A 23474-nucleotide genomic window follows, 5' to 3' on the forward strand; every position below is an offset into this window, starting at 1 on the left:
AATGAAGCATCAGTTTAAATTTAATCCTTTAGCGACTGCTATCTTGACCCTTCTATGTGGCAGCTCGATTTCAAGCTATGCTGAGTCCACACCTCCAGCTTCGACTGTCGACAATCAGAAAATGAAGGACAGCATTCAGGAAGCTTATCCGGGGCAACAATTTTTTGAACAATATTATGTTGACAAATCATCACCTGAAGCTCAGCAACGTCAGGGAAAATATTTAAGTTCCGCCTATTGCCAAGGTGCCTGGGTTACCCCGATTGGCCCTGAAACCAAAGCCGTTGATGCTTCCGACGCCACGTCAGTGGTCACTGCCGATTATGGTCATTACGACCCTAATGGTGACTCTGTGCTTCAAGGCAACGTACTGATTGATCAACAAGGCCGTCAAATTCGTGCCGATAAAATCACCATTGATCAGACTCAAACTTTTGCCAATGCTGAAGGCCGTGTACAAATGGCCCAAGCGGGTTTACTCGCACAAAGTGACCAAATCAATTACAACTTAAAAACCCAGCAAGGTGATTTAAAAAACAGCTTTTATATTTCAGAAGAACAACATGCACATGGGCATGCAGAAAAAATTGCCCGTACTTCTGAAAGTGTTGTGGTGATGAACAATGCCACCTACAGCACCTGCCCGCCGGATGAAACGCCAACCTGGAAAATTCAAGCAGATAAAATTACTTTAAATCAGGAAACCGGTCGTGGTGAAACGCGTGGAACCAAGCTATATGTTAAAGATGTTCCCGTCTTAGCCGTTCCTTATTTTAATTTTCCGATTGATGACCGTCGTACAACGGGTATTTTGACACCAAGTTTCGGCTTTACTAACGATGGTGGTGTAGAACTTGCTGTTCCAGTATATTTAAATCTGGCACCAAATTATGATGCTACCGTTACTCCGCGATATATTGCTGATCGTGGGGCAATGCTTGAAGGTGAATTCCGTTATTTAACTGAAAACTTCGGCACAGGTATGATCTGGGGTGGTTATTTAGCTTCAGATGACAAATACGATGGTCAAGCCCGTAAAGACTTACACCTATTACATCAATGGCAAATTAACGAGCAGTTTTCTACCAATCTAGATTATAACTATGCCTCGGATAAAGACTATTTCGCTGATTTAAATAACAACCCTAACTCTAAGACCGATTTAAACTTACGCCGTGCCTGGGAGCTGAACTATAAAAATGGTATTCCCGGCTTAAAAGCCCAGTTAAAAGTTGAAGACTTCCAGACACTGGATAAGACAGTTTCTGATGAAGACCGCCCTTATGCCCGTTTACCTCAGTTCCTGGTAAATTATAAAACAGGTAACCCGCTGGGTTTGCAATACGAATTCAATAACGATACCGCTTATTTTAAAAAAGATATTAATCTTTCTAATACAGCCAATCCAGGCTCCTTTGAACCAAGCGGCACCCGTATTTATAATGACTTTGCTGTTCGTTATAACTACCGTAACCCATGGTCATTTGTTATTCCTGAAGTATCGATTCGTAACGTCAACACTTTCTACGATCAAGACACCATTAATGCCAACCAGAACACCAATTCTTCAAGCGAGAATCAATCGGTAACTGTGCCGCAATTTACTTTAGATACTGGTCTGACCTTTGAAAAAGACGGGAAGTACCTGCAAACCCTTACTCCACGTGCATTTTACGCCTATGCACCGTATAAAAACCAAGAGGGTTACCCAAATTTTGACTCGGCAACTGCATCAATCAATTATGATCAATTGTTCAGCCCGCGTCGCTTTTATGGTCATGACCGTTTAGAAGACAACAATTTTTTATCTTTAGGTCTAAGTTATAGCCTATTTGATGAAATTGGTCTGGAACGCTTAAAAACCAGTATCGGACAAAGCTTTTACTTCGAGGATCGTCGGGTAAAACTCGATAATCAATCTGATGAGTTTGATACTGAACGTCATACCGGTCCTGTTCTCAGTGTATCGAGCCAGCTTTCCCAGAATTTTAGTATTGGTGCAAATTCGGCTTGGATGTCAAATGGCGATAATGCTCAACGTGACTTGCAGCTGTATTACACGGGCGATCAAGGTAATCTGTATAACGTCGGTTACTTCTATCGTAAAGATATTCCAAACCGACAAAAGCAATATGACCAAGTTGTTGCATCTTTCATTCAGCCTGTATCTAACAACTGGCGTATTATGGGACATGCTCAATACGACATAGACAACAACGTCGCGCGTGAATACCTATTGGGTGTAAATTATGAAGCATGTTGCTGGGGCATTTCGGTGTATGGACGCTCTTATTATAATGACCTAGATGATGTAAATGCGGAAGGCGTAAATGCAAAACGCGCTATTATGGCTGAAGTCAGCCTGAAAGGTTTAGGCGGTTTCAACAAAAAGCTTTCATCATTACTAGAAAATCGTATTCTAGGTTTTAATAAAATTAATCAATCTTGGACAGAACGTTAATGAAGACAATACAGTTAAAACATTTTTTCAGAGCTACTGCTCTTGCTTTAGCCCTTTCTTCATCAATGGCTACATTCGCACAATCAACAGACGAAGTTATTGCTTTGGTAGATAATAGCGCCATTTTAAAAAGTGATTTAGATCAAAGTATTGCGGAAATAAAATATCAATTAGAAGCTCAAAAAAAATCAGTTCCACCAGCACAATATTTGCAACAACAGGCACTTGACCAACTGATTATTCGCCAGGCCCAACTTGAGCAAGTCAAACGCTATAACATTAAGCCAAATGAAAAAGAGCTGAATGAAGCAGTCCTTAAAGCAGCCAATCAATCGGGTAGTAAAAGCTTGGAAGCATTTCAGCAGAAACTGGATGCTATTGCCCCTGGCACTTATGAATCGCTACGTAACCGTATTGCAGAAGATTTAGCGATTAATCGTTTACGTCAGCAAATCGTGATGTCACGCATTAAAATTAGTGACCAAGATGTGGAAAATTTTTTAAAAACTCCGCAAGGTCAAGCAGTATTAGGCCAGCAAGTTCATGTCCTGCATGTTCGTATTTCGGGTGATAAAAATATTGAAAAAGTTGCAGAACAAGTAAAGGCTGCGTTAAAAGACAGCAATGATATTGGTGCAATTGATAAAAAATTCACAGCCAATGGCGTAAAAGTCGAAAGTGCAAATATGGGCTTTCGTAATCTGTCAGAGATCCCAGGTGAGCTTGCAGCACGCGTAAGCCCGCTACAGGTTGGGCAAACTACAGACTTGATTAAGGTTCAAGATGGTATACATGTTCTAAAATTGTTAGAGCGTAAAGGCGCAGAGCAAAAAGCCATCGTGCCTCAATATCAGGTACGTCATATTTTGATTCAACCCTCTGAAGTCGTCAGTCCTGAAAATGCAAAGCAACAAATTGACAGTATTTATAATCGCTTAAAAGCTGGTGAAGACTTTGCAGTACTTGCATCAACCTTCTCTAATGACCCAGGCTCTGCTCGCGATGGGGGTAGCTTAGGTTGGGTAAACCCGGGAGTTATGGTGCCTGAATTTGAAGCTCAAATGAAAAAGACACCTGTAGGTCAAACCAGTGCCCCATTTCAGTCCCAATTCGGCTGGCATATTCTTCAGGTGACAGATACTCGCCAAAAAGATATGACGCGTGAATATCAAGAACGTATGGCACGTCAAATTCTGGGTGAACGTCAGTTTGATGCAGAGTTAGATAGCTGGTTACGTGAAATTCGTAGTAATGCTTTTGTCGAGATTAAAGACCCAAATCTAGATCGTAAAAAGAATAAATAAACTTAATTAAGTTAGAGTTAAAAAAACCAGTTGCCATAAGTAACTGGTTTTTTTATTGCATAAATATTTAAGCCGTCTTTACATCAAAATTGTGCGAATTCATTTAGGTTTCGTTTATAATTTACCAGTGGAGTCAGATGAAAATATAAAAGAGCAACAAAATTTTCATTGTTCCACTTTTGTCTGTCTTATGAGAAAACTTGGAAATTTATGGGTTGGAACTTCATTCACAATTGATTTCAATTGGTTGCTATTTACATCTAGTGGCAAATAATTTTTTGGATTGTCTCCATTGATCTTCTTTAAGATATTTTGACTTTTCATATTAGCAATACAATTATATGTTTGAAAAAATTTAATGAATGAATAGCCATTCTGAATCAATATTTTTTATTTAAAACTAAATATCTCAACAATTTATTACTTGGAGGGCAAAAATAAACCTTCTTAATTATTGAGTGGGATTTAGCCATAAAGTTAAGAAAATCTTTCTAAAAACAAATTACTCAAATATTATTTTACCGATTGAATTTTACACAAGCATATATGCACAAATTAACTTTAAAACCATAAATATTTAAATAAAAAAAACCTCTCACGAGGAGAGGTTTTTAAGAATTAACAATTAACGATTATTATTTTCGTCATCTTGAGAATCTTCAAATTTTGTTTCGCCTTCAAACCCAGGGTTTGATTGACCACCGAAGCCGCCTTGACCACCGAAGCCACCTTGACCGCCGAAGCCACCTTGACCACCGAAGCCGCCAGTTTGACCACCGAAGCCACCTTGACCACCGAAGCCACCACCTTGACCACCGAAGCCACCTTGAGCACCAAAGCCACCACTTTGACCACCGAAACCGCCAGTTTGACCGCCGAAGCCACCTTGACCGCCTTGAGCACCAAAACTACCTGGAGCACCTTGAGCACCTGCAGGAGCACCTGCAGGACGTGGATTACGCGCAGGAACCACTGTAGAAATCGCATGTTTGTAAACCATTTGGCTTACAGTATTTTTTAATAAAACGACATATTGGTCAAAAGATTCAATATGACCTTGTAATTTAATACCGTTAACAAGGAAGATAGAAACAGGAATGCGTTCCTTACGGAGAGAGTTCAAGAATGGATCTTGTAAAGTTTGACCTTTAGACATGTTATAACTCCAAAAAAATTTAAAAATCAGCGCAAAAAACTATCTCTATTTTTCAATAAAAATTATAAAAAGATAGTTACTAAATTTTGCTTTATCCGTAACAGTTTCGCAAGTCTTCTTGAGCCTGCGTTATCGTCAAATATGTTTTAAAATTATGCGACTCTTGCAAAGATCTTAACCAAGTATATTGACGTTTTGCAAGTTGTCGTGTCGCAAACAAAGACTTATCCTCCATTTCTTGCCGTTTTTCGTTACTTTGATCACTTTTTTGCAGGAATTCTAAAGTTTGACGATAACCGACAGAGCGCATTGAGGGTAAATTATCATTTAAATCGTATTTTCCAATCAGACCTTTTACTTCATGTAAAAATCCGATATCCCACATAGTTTTAAGTCGCATCTCTATACGTTTATGCAATTCTACACGATCAGGCAACAAAGCATGATTATGAAAAGTGTAACGATATGGTACATTTTTAGGTTGTTCAGCTTGTAGTTTTGTAATCGGCTGTCCCGTGAGCTTAAATACTTCTAATGCACGAATGATTCTTTGCTTATCACTGCTTTTAAATTTCTGGCCAGCCAATGGATCTACTCCACACAATTCTGCGTAAACTGCCTCCCAGCCCTGCTGCTCTGCTTGCGCTTGGATTTCAGCTCGAATAGTGTGATCTGCACTGGGTAAATTGCTAGATAAGCCTTCTAGCAATGCCTTAAAGTAAAGCATGGTTCCACCCACCAAGATCGGGGTTTTACCACGCGCATGAATATCATCAATCAATGCATAGGCATCTTCGACAAAATTAGCTGCCGAATACACTTCCAAAGGGGTAATAATATCAATCAGATGATGCGGATAGCGTGCCTGTTCCTCTTTGGTCGGTTTGGCTGTCCCAATATCCATATCTTTATAAACCAGCGCAGAATCGACGGAGATCAGCTCAAAACGGCCTTGCTCATAAAGTTCACATGCCAAAGCGGTTTTACCACTTGCAGTTGGTCCCATTAAATTGATGACCGGCAATTGATTTGACATGTACACCTACTCTCCTCGAGCAAAAAGTTTATCTAATTGTGAAAGTGGAAATGTACGCCAGGTTGGACGTCCATGATTACACTGACTGGCAAATTCAGTTTGTTCCATTTGACGCAGTAAAGCATTCATTTCAGAAAGACTGAGTATACGATGCGCACGAACTGCACCATGACACGCCATTCCCGCCAAAATTTGATCACGCTTTTGCAACAAGCCTTGGGCTTTATCACTTGGATCTAAATCATTTAGCAATTCAGGTACTAAAGATTCAAAATCGGCCTTATGCAAAATGGCAGGCACCCCACGTACAATCACCTGTTCATCGCCATATTGGTCAATTTCCAGACCTAAACGTGCGAGCTGATCTTTCAGATCATCCACCCGCATGGCTTGCATACGACTGATACTAATGACTTTGGGAATCAGTAATTGCTGTGAAGTCCAGAATTCGGGTTTATCCCAAGCGGCTTTCATTTGTTGCAATACAATCCGCTCATGTGCGGCATGCATATCTACAATAATTAAGCCTTCAGTGTTCTGCGCAAGAATATAAATCCCATGCAATTGTGCAATCGCAATACCCAACGGATGCTCATCCACATGAACTGCTGTACTTTGTTCAAAGTGATTTAACTCTGCATTGGCAGTTGATGATGTTGATTCACGTAATGGAGCTAAATAGCTTTGCAAGGCATTATTCAGTTGCTGTGATCCCGCATAGCGACTTTGTGAAGACTGAGATGAATATTGAACAGTTTGTGGACTGCTAGCGTTAAAATCAGTTAATAATTCAGTAGATGACTCAACTGACATGGCAGGTTGCAGAGTCTTCATAGCGCGATGTAATTGAAACTGTTCCTGATAACGCGGATGTTGCGTTGGAGGATTCTGAGTAGTTTCATCCTGCGTTTTCATGGCCTGCGCTAAGTCAGCACTTGCCGTTTGAAACTGAGACAGGGTTTCTTTGGCAAAATGACGCACAAATTCATGCACTTCACGTTGATTTAGAAAGCGAATTTCATGTTTGGTTGGATGTACATTGACATCAACATTTTCAGGATCAATTTCTAGAAACAATAAATATGCCGCATGTTGATGACCATGTAAAATCCCGTCGTAAGCCATACGCAAGGCATGTGAAATGGTTTTATCTTTCACAATACGTCCATTCACGTAGACATACTGCAAATCTGCTTGTGAACGTGCATCGGATGGATGCCCGAGCCAGCCAGATAGACGCATGCTGATGCTATCTGCATCCATCCAATAGGCATTTTCAGTAAATTGGCGACCTAATAACTGCTGAACACGCTGAAAACGGAGTTTGCCACTATCTGCAACCGGCAAGTTCAAACGAATATTATTGTTATGCTCCAGAACAAAACGGATATCAAAATGGGTTAACGCTAGACGGCGGACAATTTCTTCAATATGCCCAAATTCAGTCCCCTGTTTTTTTAAGAACTTGCGACGAGCTGGCACATTAAAAAACAGATCCTGTATCCGGATATGGGTGCCTTTTTGAGTCGCTACCGCCTGAATTTCCTGATGATCAAAAGCGGTACCATTTACTTCCACCTGATAACCGATACCTTTATCATTCTGGCTGCTGGTCAGGGTTAAACGGGAAACGGCAGCAATAGAGGCCAGTGCTTCACCGCGGAAACCCAAACTGACAATGGCTTGTAAATCATCCGCCGTTTGAATTTTACTGGTGGCATGACGCATGATGGCCAAGGCTAAATCATCTGGATGAACCCCATGGCCATTGTCAATGATTTCAATTAGGGTACTACCCCCTTGTTCGACACGAACAATAAGTTCAGTCGCACCCGCATCAATTGAATTTTCTAATAATTCTTTCACTACCGACGCTGGACGTTCAATCACCTCGCCTGCCGCAATTTGATTCGCCAGTGCAGGATTAAGGGTATGAATACGACGTTCGCTTAAATCATTACGCATTGTTAAAATGGCTCTCTAATGCTTGGTTTAATGCTGCTGATCCAAAACTTAAACTTGCTGTACGCGTCAGCTCGTCTTCAGACTTTTCAATATTAATAATCAGGTCAGCGGGTGGAATTTCATCGCCACCTTTTGAAGGCCATTCAAATAAAAATAGCGCATTCGGTGTTTCCAGATAATCGCGAATACCCATCAGTTCCAGTTCATAAGGATCATTTAAACGGTATAAATCGAAATGGAAAATGTCTTTACCATTAATATTATAGGGTTCAACCAAGGTATAGGTCGGACTTTTTACCGCACCTTGATGCCCTAAACTATGCAAAAAATAACGTGTTAGTGTCGTTTTTCCTGCGCCTAAATCACCAATTAAATAAACCACGCCCATGCTAAAATGCTGCGCCAAAACCTGTGCTAGATTTTGGGTATCGTCTTCATTGTTTAAGGCCAAATTAAATGAATACTGCATATTACTCACGACATGATTCCAAAGAACAATTATGATAGCATCGCACTGCTTTATTGCCCATGCTCGCACTTCTAAATGTGTAACTTTTCCTACATTTCATTGTAGATAGCTTTGATTTCTATACACGACTGATTAATCCACGACAAATCATATGACTCACACTGAATTTATTCCGCCTATGATTGCGGGTGTAAGCGCAAGTAAAGTGTTCCTTCCCAAAACGGCTCTAACACCCAATAGTGTGTCTGAATATTTATGTCAACAGTTTCCACATATTGATGGATCTGAATGGGAACAACGTTTTGCTGACGGATTAATTTATGATGCTTCGGGTAATGTCTTAACCTGTAATGCACCCTATATTGAAAATAGCCACGTGTTTTATTATCGTTTTTTAGCCCATGAAATACATGTACCTTTTGAACATGAAATTTTATTTGAAAATGAAAATTTACTAGTTATCGATAAACCGCATTTTTTAACCATTAGTCCCACCGGACAATATGTTCAAGAAACCCTGTTAGTGCGGTTAAAAAAACAAACGGGTAATGAATTTTTAACCCCTATTCATCGGCTCGATCGTGAAACTGCTGGTGTAGTTTTATTCTCTAAACAGGTGTCTACTCGAGCAATCTATCAAGATATGTTTGCACAACGCCAAGTTAAAAAAACCTACCATGCGATTGCACCTTTTCACGCCGATATAACATTTCCCTGCTATACCCGTTATCGAATGGAAAAAGGCGAACCCTTTTACACCATGCAAGTGGTTGAAGGTACAATAAATAGCGAAACGGAAATTGATTTAATCGAACATGATTCTGCATGGGCGAAATATGAACTTAAACCGATCACCGGTAAGCAACATCAATTACGTGTTCACTTAAGCAGTTTGGGCATTGCGATAAAAAATGATCCCTTTTATCCTGCGGTACAGCACAAAAGAGAGAATGATTTTTCAACCCCACTCCAGCTTTTAGCCAAACATATTCGCTTCAATGACCCAATCACGAATCAAGAGATGGAATTTTCATCTAAATTTGAATTGGCATTGTAATATTCTTGTCATTACAAATTATTTTCGTAAATATAGTGTATGAATATTGAAATCGCACTAGATTTGATTAAAATAAATGCTGAAAAGTTAAGTAATTAGATGTATTTAAAAATCATGAGAAAAACAGAAGTTTATCAAATAAGACTTGACTCCCAAGAAAAAAAACATGCTTTTGCAGTGTTTAAACAATTGGGGATTACGCCAGCACAAGCAATTCGACTATTTTTTAAACAAGTCGTGATAACCAAATCAATTCCATTTTCTATTGAAAATCAAAATATTAACATTGAACAACTGTATAAAATCCGTAAATTAAAGCAAGAAAGTACGTTAGACGGTGAAGCAAACCAATCCGTGGAGGCTGACGAAGAAATTATTTTAGATGATGACCATTTAGACCTGTTTGAAGAACTAAATGCCATATTGGGTGAAAGTGACAAAACTTAACACTGTCGCATTTACAAACAAATTTTAAAAAAACGAATATAAAAAATTAGTTATGCTTCATGCAAAGCAATCAAAGCATGGAGTATAGAATGATCGTAAGACGTGCAACTCTAGAAGATTTACATCCACTTTCAGTTTTATTCGATGAATATCGCCAATTTTATGGTGCTTCTTCCAACCTAAACTTATCTTATCAATTCTTAAAACAACGCTTTGAAAATCAGGAAAGTGTGATTTTTATTCACATTAAAGACGATGTCTTTACAGGTTTCGTTTTACTTTACTTAGGTTTTTCTTCAGTAGCGTGTTCCATCTATTATATTTTAGATGATGTTTATGTGACCCCGACCTTTCGACGTCAGGGCTCTGCCAAACAACTGATTGATACAGCCATTTTATTTGCACGTCATGAAAATGCACTACGCATTAGCTTAGAAACGCAAAAAACCAATTACCAATCACATCAACTATATGAAAAAATGGGTTTTGTGAAAGATGATGAATTTCAAACTTATCATTGCTTCCTTAAATAGACATACGTGTTTTGGCCAGCTCTACTTGCTGATCAGTTAAATAAATCCACTTCCCTTGTTCTAATTCAGGAAGTGCCAAAGCACCAATCTGCTGACGATGCAGTCGTTCAACTTTATTTCCCACCGCTGCCAACATCCGTTTCACCTGATGATAAACACCTTGATGAATAGTCAACTGTAATTCATTTTCTGCATGTTGAATCACCTCTGTCGCTGCAAAAACACCTGATTCTTTACGTAATTCCACACCTTGCCGTAATTGCTGAATTTGTTGCTCTGTCACAGGATCGGCGGTTTGCATTCGATAGATTTTAGCTACATGTTTTTTTGGATGGGTTAGTGCTTGTAAAAATTGTCCATCATCCGTGAGCAATAAAAGCCCACTGGTATCTTGATCTAAACGTCCTACACATTGCAAACCACGGTTTATCAAAGCATCATCAAAAAGATCAAACACACTAAAATGATGAGTGGCCTGATGTGAACATTCGTAATTTTGAGGTTTATTTAAAGCGATATAAACCTTTTCACGATAATCAAAGCTTTCGCCATAGACGGAAAAACTTAAATTCTTTAAATTCAGTTTATGTTTTGCATTGGTGATAACTTCACCTTGGACGGCAATCGCTCCATTTTTAATGAGCTGCTGGCAATGTTTACGCGAACCAAAACCTTGCGATTGCAACATCTTTTCCAAAAACATAAACCTAACCTTTTCACTAACATAAAAAGCGCATTCTATACTGAATTACAGACTAATTTTATTGTTCCTAGGCTTTAAAGTAAATCTAAGCGCAAAACCCGATACAATAGAGCTTATTTTTTTCAATCTCCCTGAAAGTAATGTCCAATTTAGATTTAAATCTGATCGTCCTTCTGGCTTTATTGGCTTGCGGTATCTTTAGTCATAATAGTGCAGTCACGATTGCTGCCGGTGTTTTAATTGTTTTTCGCATTACCCCGCTGAGTGAATTTTTTCCTTATTTGCAACAACACGGTTTAAATATTGGCATTATTATTTTAACCATTGGTGTTTTAACGCCTATTGCTAGTGGAAAAATTCCGGGAGAGGCGATTTTAAAATCCTTTATGAGCTGGAAATCATTATTGGCTATTGCGATTGGTGTTTTAGTGGCCTGGTTAGGTGGGCGCGGGGTTAAGCTGATGAGCAATCAACCTGATGTAGTTGCAGGTTTACTGATTGGTACGGTTGCAGGTGTTGCTGTATTGCGTGGTGTTCCTGTAGGTCCTTTAATTGCCGCCGGTATATTGACCCTGTTTATTGGACATTCTTGAAAAAGTGAGCCTGATTAGCTGAATCAGTGAGATTATCTTGAGTCGCCAGTTTATAAAGTTCCTGCGCACCAAACTGTGTTACATGCTACATCGCAGCTGCGATCAACTCTAAGATCAAGCTTAAAATCTGTAACTCACCGACTTTAAAAGCATCTCTACCTCACTATCTTGACAATAAAAGGTTACATTTTGCGCAATCCATAAGTCAGATAAACTATTTTGCAGTTTCCGCTGCAAGCCCGGAAACTGTGAAGCACCACCCGATACAGCATAGCACACCATACCCCGTCTTCAGCCAACTTAACCACAGTCTCCTTTGGCTTGGGTAATGCTTTGAGCTTGCTCAGCCACCAATGTCATAACTGCATTCAGATCAAGTCCAAGCTTCAAAATAGCCATTTGTGGCTAAATGACTGACATCAGTTCTTGCGAAGGTCTTTTAGATTTAGACATAAGCGACCAAAAAAAAATGCAGGAGATTTAAAGAAAAAGTGCTAATAATTTTAGAAGAAACTGGATAGGCTAACTCCGTGTCAGGGTACTGGTTTTAGCTGTTTTAAGGCACGTGATTAATTTTTCTATTTTCTGATTGCCAAAATATGAAGAAAGGATAGCTCTATGGTCTGATCGATCTGTGCTTTGCATAGTGAATAATATAATGAATTAAGCGAAAATTTCCTATAAAACATGTGTTTAAATTTCAAACAATATTATATTATTCACTTATAAAAACAGCACACTTATAATCATTATGAAATTCATCACTATGACCGTTATTGGCTTTTGCCTATTGTTTTGGGGAATCAATCAATATCAAGCCAAACAGGAACAAAATAAATATCAATACAGTGATAGTCCAATTCAGCACAGACAAGAAATATTACAACAGTTCAAAATCCTGCGGGCTTTTGAAACTGGTGATTCGGTTGCTTACAGTGAATTAATTAAACTACCTAACAATAGCATGGATGATCAAAACTTTAAGTCTCTTGTTTCTTCAATCTTACATCACAATATCGATCCTCTGATTCCTTTTAAACTACCCGATACTGTACTTGTGCAATGGTCTGAAGCTTATGTTCAGCAACTGCGTGATGCCCGGCGCAATAAAGCATGTGCTCTAATTACCTCACCTGGCCATAATAAAGATATTGCTCAAGTTCAGAATGCCATTTCTGAATCCACACAGCAAAAAACCATACTGGCAATCACAGCAGTACTGAAGCACAAACAAGCATCTGTGCCTTATGATGAAAATTTCGCTAAAAGCCAATGGTCCGAAATTTCTAGAGACCTTCGTTCTGAGTTTGGTGATGATATTTGGTTATTGCATGATATTGCTGGGGAAAATCCAAAAAGCTGTGACGTCATTATACGTAGTCTTGAGGTGATGTTAAGTCGTCCAACACTACAACAACAAAGTGCAGCATTGCGTCTATTCTTCAAACAGCATGACTCGCTTGTTATTTTTTAAACCTAATATGCACTAATAAAAGGAATAATTATGGAACTCTTAAAAAATATAAATATTTTACAAAAAACGCAGGTCTTATTGTTTGGGGGATTAATACTGGTTCTTACTGCTTGCGCTAAAGTTTCTCATGAACCTAAACCTGGTGAGTATGGACAACAACTCATAGGTAGCTATGACCTCACCCTTGAAGAAATTGAGGCACTCAACAACACCACAATGCCTAAACCCGATATAGATAAACGCCCCAAACTCTCAATCGGCTATGAAGCAACAGCAGCCAATAACCCTTACCGTTTTGTTATGGTAGCACGTGGCTATGCTATTGCAGATGGTGAAGTAGAATTACGCTTTATTGGAGGAACTGAAAGAATGAGCGGAAATGGCTATCACCCAGAAGCTTTCCGTGAAGATGATACTCATAATTATAAAGCCAACGAGCCTGTCTTACTGGTACTGGCTTCGGATCCATTTTCTGTTGATGCTACACAAGATACATCAGACTCAAGTTTTGCCACCCATGCTGAAATTACCGAGCGCAGCAACTTTCAGTTTCAAAGCGTGCAGTTACAAGTTTGGGAAGGAAAAGGTTCCAAATATTCATGGACTCGATATTTAGCCATTATGGCAATCTTTCTCTCGATATTTATCTTTATTCTTACGCGCACCAATCTGATTGCAGATGTATTGAGCCGTAAATAATCAATTTAAGGCATACGCAATATACAAACGTATTGAATATGCCCAGCTAAAGTATTCAAGTACAGATCAATTCATATAATACTGATTCCGTTTTTGAGAAAATTTAGCCAATTGCTTTAAGAAACCTTCAAAATAACTTTTCTCTTTTTCTTCGGTCCTATAGCCTGCATATAAAGTACGGCGCAAACCACTAGCAGAGACACAATCTAAACGGCGTGATGAGACCCAGCCCTTTTGTTCATATTCATTTACAACCCAATCTGGTAATGCAGCAATCCCACGACCACTGGCCACCAATTGAATCAACATCTGGGTCAAATCTGTAGTCCGTATCTGTTTCGGTTGAATATTTGCAGGAATAAACAGTTTCGCCATGATATCTAAACGATGCTTGTCTACCGGATAAGTAATCAGTGTTTCCTCAGCCAATTCTTGCACAGTGATACGTTCTGCACGTACGAGTGGATGAGTATTGGATAAAACCAGACGTGATTCATATTCAAAAATCGGGAAATATTCAATCCCTTTTAACGCAATCGGGTCAGCGGTAATTAATAGATCAAATTCTGCATTTTGCAAAAGCTCATGCGGATTGGCTTCAAAACCTGAAGCAAAATCCAGGTCTACATCTGGATATAAATGACGGTACTGATTAAGTAAAGGCATTAACCAGTCAAAACAACTATGACATTCAGATGAGAAAATAATACGCCCGGTCTGACCATGTACAATACGAGTAATGTCTGTTTGGGCAATTTGAATTTGTGGCAATACATCATCCGCCAATTTCAGCAAACGCTGTCCAACATTAGAAAAAGTCACTGGACGACTGCGGCGATTTACCACTTCTACCCCATACCAATGATCTAGTTCTTTAAGTTGATGAGAAATTGCTGACGGTGTTAAACACAAATCATTGGCTGCAGCCACCAATGAGCCATGCTCACGTAAGGCAGTTAAAGTTTTTAAATGACGAATTTCTAACATGAGCAAGGATCCAGCAAAACATCGTTTTGCCCTTGCGCAAGACTTACAGCTATGCTGGAAGTGCGAAGGACAATAAAGAAAGTAAGCACTGCCTGAATGCAACACGGGATGCTATGCTTCGAGTGGCAAGAATCAGACGAACCTATAAAAACGATATTCATAATATTTTCAACTCTATTGAAAATATTATGAATATAAAAAATGAAACTTATCCGAGTGCAAGATAGACTAGCTTTAATATACGTGCAGAAAACTTATAAAAATAATTTTGCTTAACCACAAACACTCAGATAAAATCCAAGAAATAATGAATATAATTCATCATACCTTAAAATTAATTATTTTTCTTCATGTTAACTTTTATTCGATGGTGTTTTAACCAAAATAATTTCTGTGTAGGAAAAAATCATGAGTCTTGCTTTGTCACATTCTTGGCTATCTACATATTGAAGTAAAACATAAATTTAAATTTGCTCATGAAAAATTACTGGAAAGATGCATTTACTCAAGTCGAATTTTCTGCCTAAGCAAAAACTTACTTTACTGAGACATTCAAGACCACTTGTCATAAATCACAACTATGGATACAGATATCGTCCCCCTTGAAACCTCACATTCTGGTCTACCGCTTCTTAAAGTCTGCCATGAACAGGAGCTATGTAAATGCGATTAGTCCTGAGTATCTCTGATATTCAAAGTTCGACAACATACTTAGTGATTAATGAAACTTTATAAACCATCCCTGCTGAACGCTTATAGGTAATCCAGACTTTGGTTTAAAAACACTTAAGTGAACTGAAACAAAAACAGCATGGCTGCATGCATGAAAATAGCGAAAGAAGTTCATGAAGAGTTGACTGAAGCTGCTTAATTAATTGCAGGTAACTATTTCACAGCAAAGATAGCCCCTTTTTAGGGGTTATTTTTATATGAAATAAAATAAATTATCTGTTAAGAAAAGCGATAATATTGTGCAGTACTAAAGTCATAAAAATTTATGGTAGAACCCGAAATCGTAATCTCGAAATAACTTGAATTTCCATAATGATAACCTTCGTACTTTTTTATTCCTTTCTTTTTTAAACTGATAAATTCACTATGACCATAATCATATAAATTAAACTCTCGGCCGGTATGTCGTCCTTCAAAAATTACCGATCTCTGATAATCAAAAAGTTTAGCTTCCTGTGCGTTAACATTTCCGCTAATTTGAGGATATAGGCTTTCGTTATAATCATAAATATTGGATTTAGTGTTGCCAAACTCTAGTTTTGCCACTACTAAAGCTAAGGCTGCTCTCTGATACTGTTTCATAAATTCTTCCTTTTTATTTTTTTAATTTTCTTGAATAATTTAAAAAATCATCCGGTCTTCTATTTTAAAACCTATTCAAATTGTTCTTATTCAGAAACAACATAGCAAATTCTTTTTCCAACTCAAAGTATTACTTTTATAATGCCTTAAATTTAATGTTAAATAATCTTACTCATACGAGCTTTGGAAGCTGGACATTTTTAGAACTTTGGTCTTAGCGATTTGAGAATTAAAACTAAACTGACTATGATCTTTTCAATACCCTTTCTCCAAAGCTCATCACCAATAAAATAAAACAATATATTTCAATATTTTAAAATAAATGATCTAACTACCTCTGTTTATTCTGAATATTTTTACTATGGCTTGATCAAAGATAAATATTGTATTTACTTATCCGTTTATATTTAAGCTCAAATCATTGATCAATGCAGATTTGAGCGAAAATAATGCCCATAAAACTCATTTGTGTCTCGCACACGCCTTTACTAGATTTTGCATCTCCTCCCCCAGCAATAGAAGCAGCTGCACGTCAAACATTTCAAAAACTGGCTGAACAAGTTAAAGCTTATGATCCCACGTTGATTGTGGTCTTTGGTCCAGACCATTTTAATGGCTTTTTTTATGACCTGATGCCAAGTTTCTGTGTCGGTGTACGTGCAACTGCGGCGGGTGACTGGAATTACGGACCTGCCCCATTAAATGTTCCAGAAGATAAAGCCTTAGGTTTAATTGAACACTGTTTAGAACATGATGTTGATGTTTCCTATTCATACCGCATGCAAGCCGATCATGGTTTTACCCAACCGTTAGATTTACTCTGTGAAGGTCAGCTCGATCGTTATCCCGTCATTCCAGTATTTATTAATGGCGCTGCTGCACCGATGCCACGGACCAAACGTGTAATCCAACTGGGTAAAGTAATCGGTGAATATCTTAAAACTTTAGATGAGCGCATTTTAATTATTGGTTCCGGTGGTTTATCACATGATCCACCAACACCTCAAATTAGCACAGCCCCCCCGGAAGTTCAGGAATTCTTAATTGCGGGCCGCAATCCAACCCCAGAAGCACGTGATAATCGCCAATCCAAAGTCATTGCAGTCGGACAACGTCTGGCAGATGGTGACTTATCAGCCGCGCTACCACTGAATCCGGAATGGGATAAAGACTTGTTGCAGCGCTTTAAAAATGCAGATTTTGATTATTTAGCCAATATGAGCAATGAAGAAATTCGTCACGATGGCGGACGGGGTGGTCAGGAAATTCGTGCCTGGATTGCTGCTTTTGCTGCACTTGCTGCAAGTGGTGAATATGATTCGGAGGTGCATTATTATGAACCGATTCAGGAATGGATTGCAGGTATGGGCATGATGACCGCTGAGCCAAAATCTAAATCTTTATAAAGTCATAAACATTTATATAGCAGCACTGATTTAAATAAAAAGGACATCAAATGATGTCCTTTTCTTATTAAAGCATTGAAAATTATTCAACAAAAAGTAATGCCAAGCGTACCTGATCATACCCCATACGCGGTGTAGTTGCCTCCACAATTGGACGCAGCTTAATGACACCATCTTCACTAAAATGTTCAGGACTTTGACGTTTCATTAAACGTTTATAAATTTTCCGCACTTGTTCAACAACCTCTTCACCGGGATGAGCCACAGAAATATCCAGACCCTGCTCTTTATGCAATTTAGCCAAATGATTAATAATCGTAGCCGGGGTTAATCCACGTTCAACCGCAATATTCTGAATTTCATAACCTTCAACAAACAGCTCACGCGTTTCATCTAGGGTAGCAGTGGCATAATTGGTTTTACCGCCACTTTTTGCAATTTTCTTTTCATTGCGCTGAATTTCAGTTTCATTTAATGTTCCGCCACAATGACGAATAAAGGCTTTATGTTGCGGTGCCAAATCAATCGACTCAAAGTGATTTTCTGCTTCACTGGATAACTCCTGAAAACGTCGATCAGCTTTAATCGCCAAACTATCCAGCTCCAGAGCCTGCTCATTAATTCCGAGCAATTTTAAGCCACTTAAAGCTTTTAACCGTGATATCGCGACATAGCCCTGACCTTTCTCAAAAGTATGCGCCAGATTGATTTCAGCCGCTTCTAAGGTCATGCCCTGAGACTTATGAATGGTAATGGCCCAAGCCAAACGCAGTGGAATTTGCTGAAAACTGGCAATGGTTTTACCGGCATCGTTATCTACCGACCAGGTTTCAGGTGCAACAATCAGCACTGTGCCATCGGTGAGTTTTACTTTAGGTAAAATGCCATGATCATCATCTTCTTCAAAGCCAATCACTTCGCCCAAACTGCCGTTGATATAGCCCATGTCAAAGTTGTTCTTCACAAACATCACTTTGGCATTTTTCTTTAAGGTGAGATTTTCAGGTGCACGCACGGATGACTTTAAAGTTTCAATCAGTTTGTCATTACCATCACATACCGCTTCAAACTGTCGCTCATCCGCTTCAATGGCATTTAAATGCTTAAAGTTGATCGCATCTACATCCATATTATGGGTATACAAACGGGTATAGGTTTCACCAATATCCTGCTGGTGGGTTTGTTCTAAAGCTTTTAAATGGTCAGATGTAATGCTTTGACTACGAATTGCATTTAAAATGTCATTTAAATAATCATTGCCTTGACGATGTTGCTCTGTTAAATAACAGACCCGAAATTTTGCTTCAACCCAGGCATCTGACATAAAGCAGAATTTATCACGATTACGTTCATCATTTTTACCCACTGGCGGCAACTGAAAGAAGTCACCTGCGACAATGACCTGAATGCCACCAAAGGCTTCATCACTTTCTTTAAAATATTTGAGAACTTGATTGACCAGATTCAACTGCTTGGCATGCAACATTGAAATTTCATCAATAATCAGCACTTGGGCATTTTCTAAATGCTCTTTTAAATATTTACGCTCTTTCATGTTCTTTAGATCGGCATCGGATAAAAAATCCTTGATCCCAATCCCGGCCCAGGTATGAATAGTCATGCCGTTCATATGTGTTGCAGCAATACCAGTCGATGCAGTAATGGCCACCGGTACTTTACGGACTTTTAAATAATTGATGTACTGATTGAGAGTATAGGTTTTCCCTGCACCAGCCGAACCTGTTAAAAAGACATTTTCGCCCGCTTTTAAAAGCTTGAGTGCAGTTTCTTGTTTCATAAGACCTATAACCGTAAATTAACGGCTATAGCCTAACGATTTTTTCCCTAAAAGTTAAGCACAGAAAAAAGTTTAACGACAGTAACTGTCACTTAAACGATATTAACTGTGTATTTAACCAGGAGATAAATTGTAAAGCGACATTCACAAAAAAATATTCAGCTTTTCGATTATGTGAATATTCCAACTGGTCATAGACCAATTGCCCGCCCTGTAAGTGACAACCTAAAGTCATATGATGCATACCTGTTTCAGATGTCATATGAAAAGCCACATATTCTCCATCAATAATTCGCTGTGCATAGCTGACAGCTAGGCAGTGATGACACCATGTTGATTCTTCAATAATTCGATCTAAGTCTGCCAACTCTTCAAAACTCCAACCTGCGAACTGAATCTTTTTCTCAACCATCAGCGGTTGCCATACAACTTCGACATAACTTTTCTTTAACTGCGCAATAATTTCCTGTTTCTGGATGTGATCATGCCAATGAATCGCTTGATGAAACAGCCCCATCCATGTGGTACTTTTGAGCACCATTTTATTGTCGCTAAAATAATCAACCAAATAATCCCGCACATAGGAATCAAAAACTGACACTTTTACATGTCGCTCACGTAAATAAAAGATTTGCCGAAACTTATCCGGCTGCATTTTATAGCGTTGTAATACTATATAAAAATCACGATTTTGATGGGTCTCAGGGCGGATATATAACATTAAGTCTTCAGGTAAGGCGTGCGTTATTTTCTGTAGATACAACATATAAGCTTGTATTACCCAACTTAAACGTAAATAGACCCTTTTTACGATTTGCTGGTTCCCTCTCACAACATTACGCATGAGCTCCATCCATTCATCCAAGTACAAAATAGAAGGACTGATTGCAATACGATGATCATCCAAGGCTTGTCTCTGACCTTTAAGCATTAGAGTAAGATTGTTTTTATGCTCAAACCAAGCTTCTTGCATCGCAAAATAGTGACAGCTATAAATGAACATACGTGCTGAAGAATGCTGAAAATACTGCAAGGTAGCTAAAATGACCTGCGGATGAACTTGACTGGTATCCACAAAACTTAAAGCTGTCACCGCTACCCTGACACTGCTGTGTTGAATATGGCGACTGAGCCAATCCACCACCTCACCCGATTGTTTAAACAACCAGTTCACCGCACGAGGATAGTCAAATATTGGCTGTTTTGCGACTTTCTTTTGCCAAACTGTAGAGGTCGCATAAAGAAAATTATGCTTTGACAATAAATCATCACGCTGCCAAAGTTCACGGCGCATTAACCGTACGAAGCCTAATAAGTGTGCTTTTTCTTGTGCATGACGATATAACAGCTGGATATCATCTTGATGTTCCATCAACTCATTTAAATTAAAGCGCTCTTCAAATGACAATGCCATAATTCGATACATGGCGGCAGGTAAAAACTGCTGCGCACTAAAACAGAATTCATCCAGACATTCCATCAAGGGCTGGATCGGTAAAAACTCCTCACCACATACAATTTGAATCGAGCAAACCTGTTGCAGCATTTGTACAACAGTTTCAGGCAAAGCCATTTTTTTCATGACATAATTGGTCAGCACTTTCGAGTGATAAATCTTTGCATTCATCATCAGCTGATCGATAATTTCAGCTTCATCTACACACAGACATTTTAAATAGGCACTGACCCGTTCTGCTCCATTGACCCATAAATAAGCCTGATCGAGTAACAGTTGCCGAAGTTGCTGGGCTTTTTGGCGTAAAAATAATGAATGTTGGAGCTTTAAATCACCCGTTAAAAAATATAGATCATGCAGAATAAATTCTTCAACTAATTCTGCATGTTGCCCCAAATAAGTAAAATCACACTGCAAGATTTTTTTCAGATCTGAGGCGGGCGAATGAAATTCGAGTTGAAACAAACCATTGGCTATTTTTACGACATGCCGCTCTTGATCAATACGAAACATATTTTGCACATTCAGATCACCGACAATATTGAGCTGATCTTGAAAAATTTCATTTAGACTTTTAGAAATTCTGAGTAACTGTTTCGCAATCAATGGATACTGCGGTACTAAACGATCCTGTTTCATACTCGCCTCAAATTAAACAACCATCCTGAGATGTACCTAATAATATAGTAAAGCTACTCTCTATGCTGACTTAAGAGTTTAATCAAACTTTCTTAACTTCACGTTGTTGTTTTAAATGTTCTAAACCGGCATAAATTTGTTGCTGAATCTGATCGCGAAAATCTTTCAATTGTTCAGTATCTTTAATATGCATTAAATTTTGTCGCGGCATAAATTGAAAATAAAAAGGTAATCGTTTCGGGATAATATTTTTAGGCAAGGAAGGAATCACATCGCCATGTCGGAGTAATTTATCCAGTTGAGGTACTTTCAAAAGCTTTTGAAACCATTGACTTTCAATAATCAAATTAGCATCAAAACCGAGTTCAAAAACTTCATCCCCACCCAAAGCTGCAAATGGAACAATCTCGTAGTTAAACTCTTGCGCCAGTTTTAAGAAACCATAACGCTGCTTCCAGATCAGCTGATAAGCCTCACCTTTTCTTTTTAGGACTTCTCGCCCTCCGCCAGGAAAGACCAGAATTGAATAACCCTGTTGCATCGCAGCACGGATATATTCTTTTTTACCATCGACCGCACCAAATTTTTTAAACAGGGTGCGCCAACCTGGCAAATAAAAATGACCATGATCAGCAATACTGACCACAGCCACCTTATGCTTGTTATAGAGGTAATCAATCAGGATGGGTGAATCAAATATTCCATACAGGGTGTGATTACCGACATACATTGCAGGTTTGGATGCATCAATATGTTCAGCACCGAAGAAGCTGGGTGTAAAATACTGTTTGGACAATGCACTTAGGCATTTGATCCATTTTGCATTATGCTCAACCTGCAATATAGTGTTCCTTATGCAACAACGTGTTTTTGTACTAGAATTGAACCGACAGAATAACCTGCACCGAATGAGCAAAGTACACCGTATTCGCCGTCATTTACTTCATGTGCAGTACGGTGTAACGCAATAATTACACCTGCAGAAGACGTATTGGCAAATTCATCAAGAATAATAGGCACAAGTGCACGGTCAGCATCTTTACCAACCACGTATTTCAAGATCAGATCATTCATGCTGGCATTAGCTTGGTGTAACCAGAAACGCTTCACATTGGTCGGTGCAATCTGATTGTTCTCAAGTTGCTTGGTAATGATTTTCGCAACCAGTGGACAAACTTCTTTAAAGACTTTACGACCATCTTGCTGAAAAAGTTTGTCATCTACAACTGCATCTTCACTACGGTTCAAGTAACCAAAATTATTGCGAATGTTGTTTGAAAATTGGGTGAATAAATGCGTATCTAGAATTTCAAAACCGGTTTTAGTGGTAGTTTCTTCAATAATAGAGGCTGTTGCGACATCACCAAAAATGAAGTGGCAGTCACGTGATCGGAAATCAGTATGACCGGAAGTAATTTCTACATTCACCAGCAGTACACGGCGTGCGCCACATTTGATGGCATCAGCCGCCTGTTTTAGTCCAAATGTCGCAGCAGAACAGGCGACATTCATGTCATAGGCATAACCTTCAATGCCTAAAGCCGTTTGAATTTCAATGGCTACAGCAGGATAAGCACGCTGAATGTTAGAACATGAAAGAATCACAACATCGATATCTTCGGCTGTAACACCGGCATTTTCCATCGCCTGTTTGGCTGCTGTAACGCCCCATTCTGCCTGAATGGAAAGTTCATCGTTGCTGCGTTCACGTAAACGTGGATATAGACGTTTTGGATCTAGGATACCTGACTTTTCAGCCACATAACGACTTTTAACACCCGATGCTTTTTCAATAAATTCAGCATTTGAACCAAGACGTTCTTCAATTTCACCCGCTGCGATTTTTTCAGCATTGTCGTGGTTAAACTGTTCCACATAAGCATTTAAACTTGCAACCAATTCTTCATTACTAATAGCTTCTTCTGGGTGATAAAGGCCAGTACCTGTAATACGAATGCCCATGTAAAACTCCTGCTA

General features: G+C 38.9%; 20 protein-coding genes. 9 read left to right on the forward strand and 11 right to left on the reverse strand.

Annotation, left to right across the window (positions count from 1 at the left end; genetic code table 11):
• Position 1 precedes the first annotated feature (1 nt).
• Together AC3CAU_RS02285 and AC3CAU_RS02290 are read left to right on the forward strand one after the other, a co-directional pair.
• Positions 2–2461, forward strand: a complete 2460-nt coding sequence (locus AC3CAU_RS02285) for an LPS-assembly protein LptD (protein ID WP_447053252.1) — start codon at positions 2–4, stop codon at positions 2459–2461.
• Entirely contained in the window at positions 2461–3765 is a 1305-nt protein-coding gene (locus AC3CAU_RS02290) for a peptidylprolyl isomerase (RefSeq protein WP_447053253.1), read from the forward strand. Before AC3CAU_RS02285 ends, AC3CAU_RS02290 begins: the two co-directional genes overlap by 1 nt.
• A 625-nt stretch (positions 3766–4390) precedes the next feature.
• Here AC3CAU_RS02290 and hfq read toward each other — a convergent pair.
• The 4 genes from hfq to tsaE form a co-directional block, all read right to left on the reverse strand.
• Entirely contained in the window at positions 4391–4921 is a 531-nt protein-coding gene (hfq, locus tag AC3CAU_RS02295) for an RNA chaperone Hfq (RefSeq protein ID WP_424620477.1), read from the reverse strand.
• Between the two features lie 91 nt (positions 4922–5012).
• A complete protein-coding gene (miaA, locus tag AC3CAU_RS02300; RefSeq protein ID WP_447053254.1) occupies positions 5013–5957 on the reverse strand; it encodes a tRNA (adenosine(37)-N6)-dimethylallyltransferase MiaA in 945 nt (314 codons plus the stop codon).
• 6 nt (positions 5958–5963) lie between these two features.
• The gene (mutL, locus tag AC3CAU_RS02305) at positions 5964–7922 is read right to left on the reverse strand and encodes a DNA mismatch repair endonuclease MutL (RefSeq protein ID WP_447053255.1); all 1959 of its coding nucleotides are present in this window, start codon (positions 7920–7922) and stop codon (positions 5964–5966) included.
• On the reverse strand, positions 7915–8391 hold the full coding sequence (gene tsaE, locus AC3CAU_RS02310; protein ID WP_447054319.1) for a tRNA (adenosine(37)-N6)-threonylcarbamoyltransferase complex ATPase subunit type 1 TsaE: 477 nt from the start codon (positions 8389–8391) through the stop codon (positions 7915–7917). Before tsaE ends, mutL begins: the two co-directional genes overlap by 8 nt.
• A gap of 151 nt (positions 8392–8542) precedes the next feature.
• Between tsaE and AC3CAU_RS02315 the strand changes: the two genes are divergently transcribed.
• The 3 genes from AC3CAU_RS02315 to AC3CAU_RS02325 all read left to right on the forward strand — a co-directional run bounded on the left by AC3CAU_RS02315 (position 8543) and on the right by AC3CAU_RS02325 (position 10428).
• Entirely contained in the window at positions 8543–9448 is a 906-nt protein-coding gene (locus AC3CAU_RS02315) for a pseudouridine synthase (protein ID WP_424620481.1), read from the forward strand.
• Positions 9449–9562: 114 nt separating this feature from the next.
• Positions 9563–9895, forward strand: a complete 333-nt coding sequence (locus AC3CAU_RS02320; RefSeq protein WP_424620483.1) for a type II toxin-antitoxin system RelB/DinJ family antitoxin — start codon at positions 9563–9565, stop codon at positions 9893–9895.
• A gap of 89 nt (positions 9896–9984) precedes the next feature.
• The gene (locus tag AC3CAU_RS02325) at positions 9985–10428 is read left to right on the forward strand and encodes a GNAT family N-acetyltransferase (RefSeq protein ID WP_131215943.1); all 444 of its coding nucleotides are present in this window, start codon (positions 9985–9987) and stop codon (positions 10426–10428) included.
• On the opposite strand, the gene AC3CAU_RS02330 is transcribed toward AC3CAU_RS02325, so the two are convergent.
• The gene (locus tag AC3CAU_RS02330; protein WP_447053256.1) at positions 10421–11131 is read right to left on the reverse strand and encodes a pseudouridine synthase; all 711 of its coding nucleotides are present in this window, start codon (positions 11129–11131) and stop codon (positions 10421–10423) included. The genes AC3CAU_RS02325 and AC3CAU_RS02330 overlap by 8 nt on opposite strands.
• A gap of 140 nt (positions 11132–11271) precedes the next feature.
• Here AC3CAU_RS02330 and AC3CAU_RS02335 point away from each other — a divergent pair, with 140 nt between their 5' ends.
• The 3 genes from AC3CAU_RS02335 to AC3CAU_RS02345 all read left to right on the forward strand — a co-directional run bounded on the left by AC3CAU_RS02335 (position 11272) and on the right by AC3CAU_RS02345 (position 13897).
• Complete coding sequence (locus tag AC3CAU_RS02335) at positions 11272–11724, forward strand: DUF441 domain-containing protein (RefSeq protein ID WP_131215939.1); 453 nt, start codon at positions 11272–11274, stop codon at positions 11722–11724.
• A 766-nt stretch (positions 11725–12490) separates the two neighbouring features.
• The gene (locus AC3CAU_RS02340) at positions 12491–13198 is read left to right on the forward strand and encodes a hypothetical protein (protein WP_131215937.1); all 708 of its coding nucleotides are present in this window, start codon (positions 12491–12493) and stop codon (positions 13196–13198) included.
• Positions 13199–13228: 30 nt separating this feature from the next.
• Entirely contained in the window at positions 13229–13897 is a 669-nt protein-coding gene (locus tag AC3CAU_RS02345) for a hypothetical protein (protein WP_171459140.1), read from the forward strand.
• Positions 13898–13963: 66 nt separating this feature from the next.
• Here the strand turns inward: AC3CAU_RS02345 and AC3CAU_RS02350 are convergent, their stop codons facing one another.
• Both AC3CAU_RS02350 and AC3CAU_RS02355 read right to left on the reverse strand, forming a co-directional pair.
• On the reverse strand, positions 13964–14884 hold the full coding sequence (locus AC3CAU_RS02350; RefSeq protein ID WP_131215935.1) for a LysR family transcriptional regulator: 921 nt from the start codon (positions 14882–14884) through the stop codon (positions 13964–13966).
• Between the two features lie 951 nt (positions 14885–15835).
• Positions 15836–16198: a hypothetical protein gene (locus AC3CAU_RS02355; protein ID WP_131215933.1), complete on the reverse strand. Its 363-nt coding sequence runs from the start codon at positions 16196–16198 to the stop codon at positions 15836–15838.
• A 449-nt stretch (positions 16199–16647) separates the two neighbouring features.
• Between AC3CAU_RS02355 and AC3CAU_RS02360 the strand changes: the two genes are divergently transcribed.
• A complete protein-coding gene (locus AC3CAU_RS02360) occupies positions 16648–17604 on the forward strand; it encodes a 3-carboxyethylcatechol 2,3-dioxygenase (protein ID WP_447053257.1) in 957 nt (318 codons plus the stop codon).
• A gap of 82 nt (positions 17605–17686) precedes the next feature.
• Here AC3CAU_RS02360 and AC3CAU_RS02365 read toward each other — a convergent pair whose 3' ends face one another.
• The 4 genes from AC3CAU_RS02365 to AC3CAU_RS02380 all read right to left on the reverse strand — a co-directional run bounded on the left by AC3CAU_RS02365 (position 17687) and on the right by AC3CAU_RS02380 (position 23459).
• On the reverse strand, positions 17687–19402 hold the full coding sequence (locus AC3CAU_RS02365) for an AAA family ATPase (protein WP_447053258.1): 1716 nt from the start codon (positions 19400–19402) through the stop codon (positions 17687–17689).
• An 88-nt stretch (positions 19403–19490) separates the two neighbouring features.
• Positions 19491–21497, reverse strand: coding sequence for a hypothetical protein (locus tag AC3CAU_RS02370; protein WP_447053259.1), 2007 nt, complete (start codon positions 21495–21497; stop codon positions 19491–19493).
• An 82-nt stretch (positions 21498–21579) separates the two neighbouring features.
• Positions 21580–22338, reverse strand: a complete 759-nt coding sequence (locus AC3CAU_RS02375; protein WP_447053260.1) for a lysophospholipid acyltransferase family protein — start codon at positions 22336–22338, stop codon at positions 21580–21582.
• Between the two features lie 11 nt (positions 22339–22349).
• Complete coding sequence (locus AC3CAU_RS02380; RefSeq protein ID WP_447053261.1) at positions 22350–23459, reverse strand: beta-ketoacyl-ACP synthase III; 1110 nt, start codon at positions 23457–23459, stop codon at positions 22350–22352.
• Positions 23460–23474 lie beyond the last annotated feature (15 nt).

It is taken from the genome of Acinetobacter sp. GG23 (assembly GCF_057766365.1).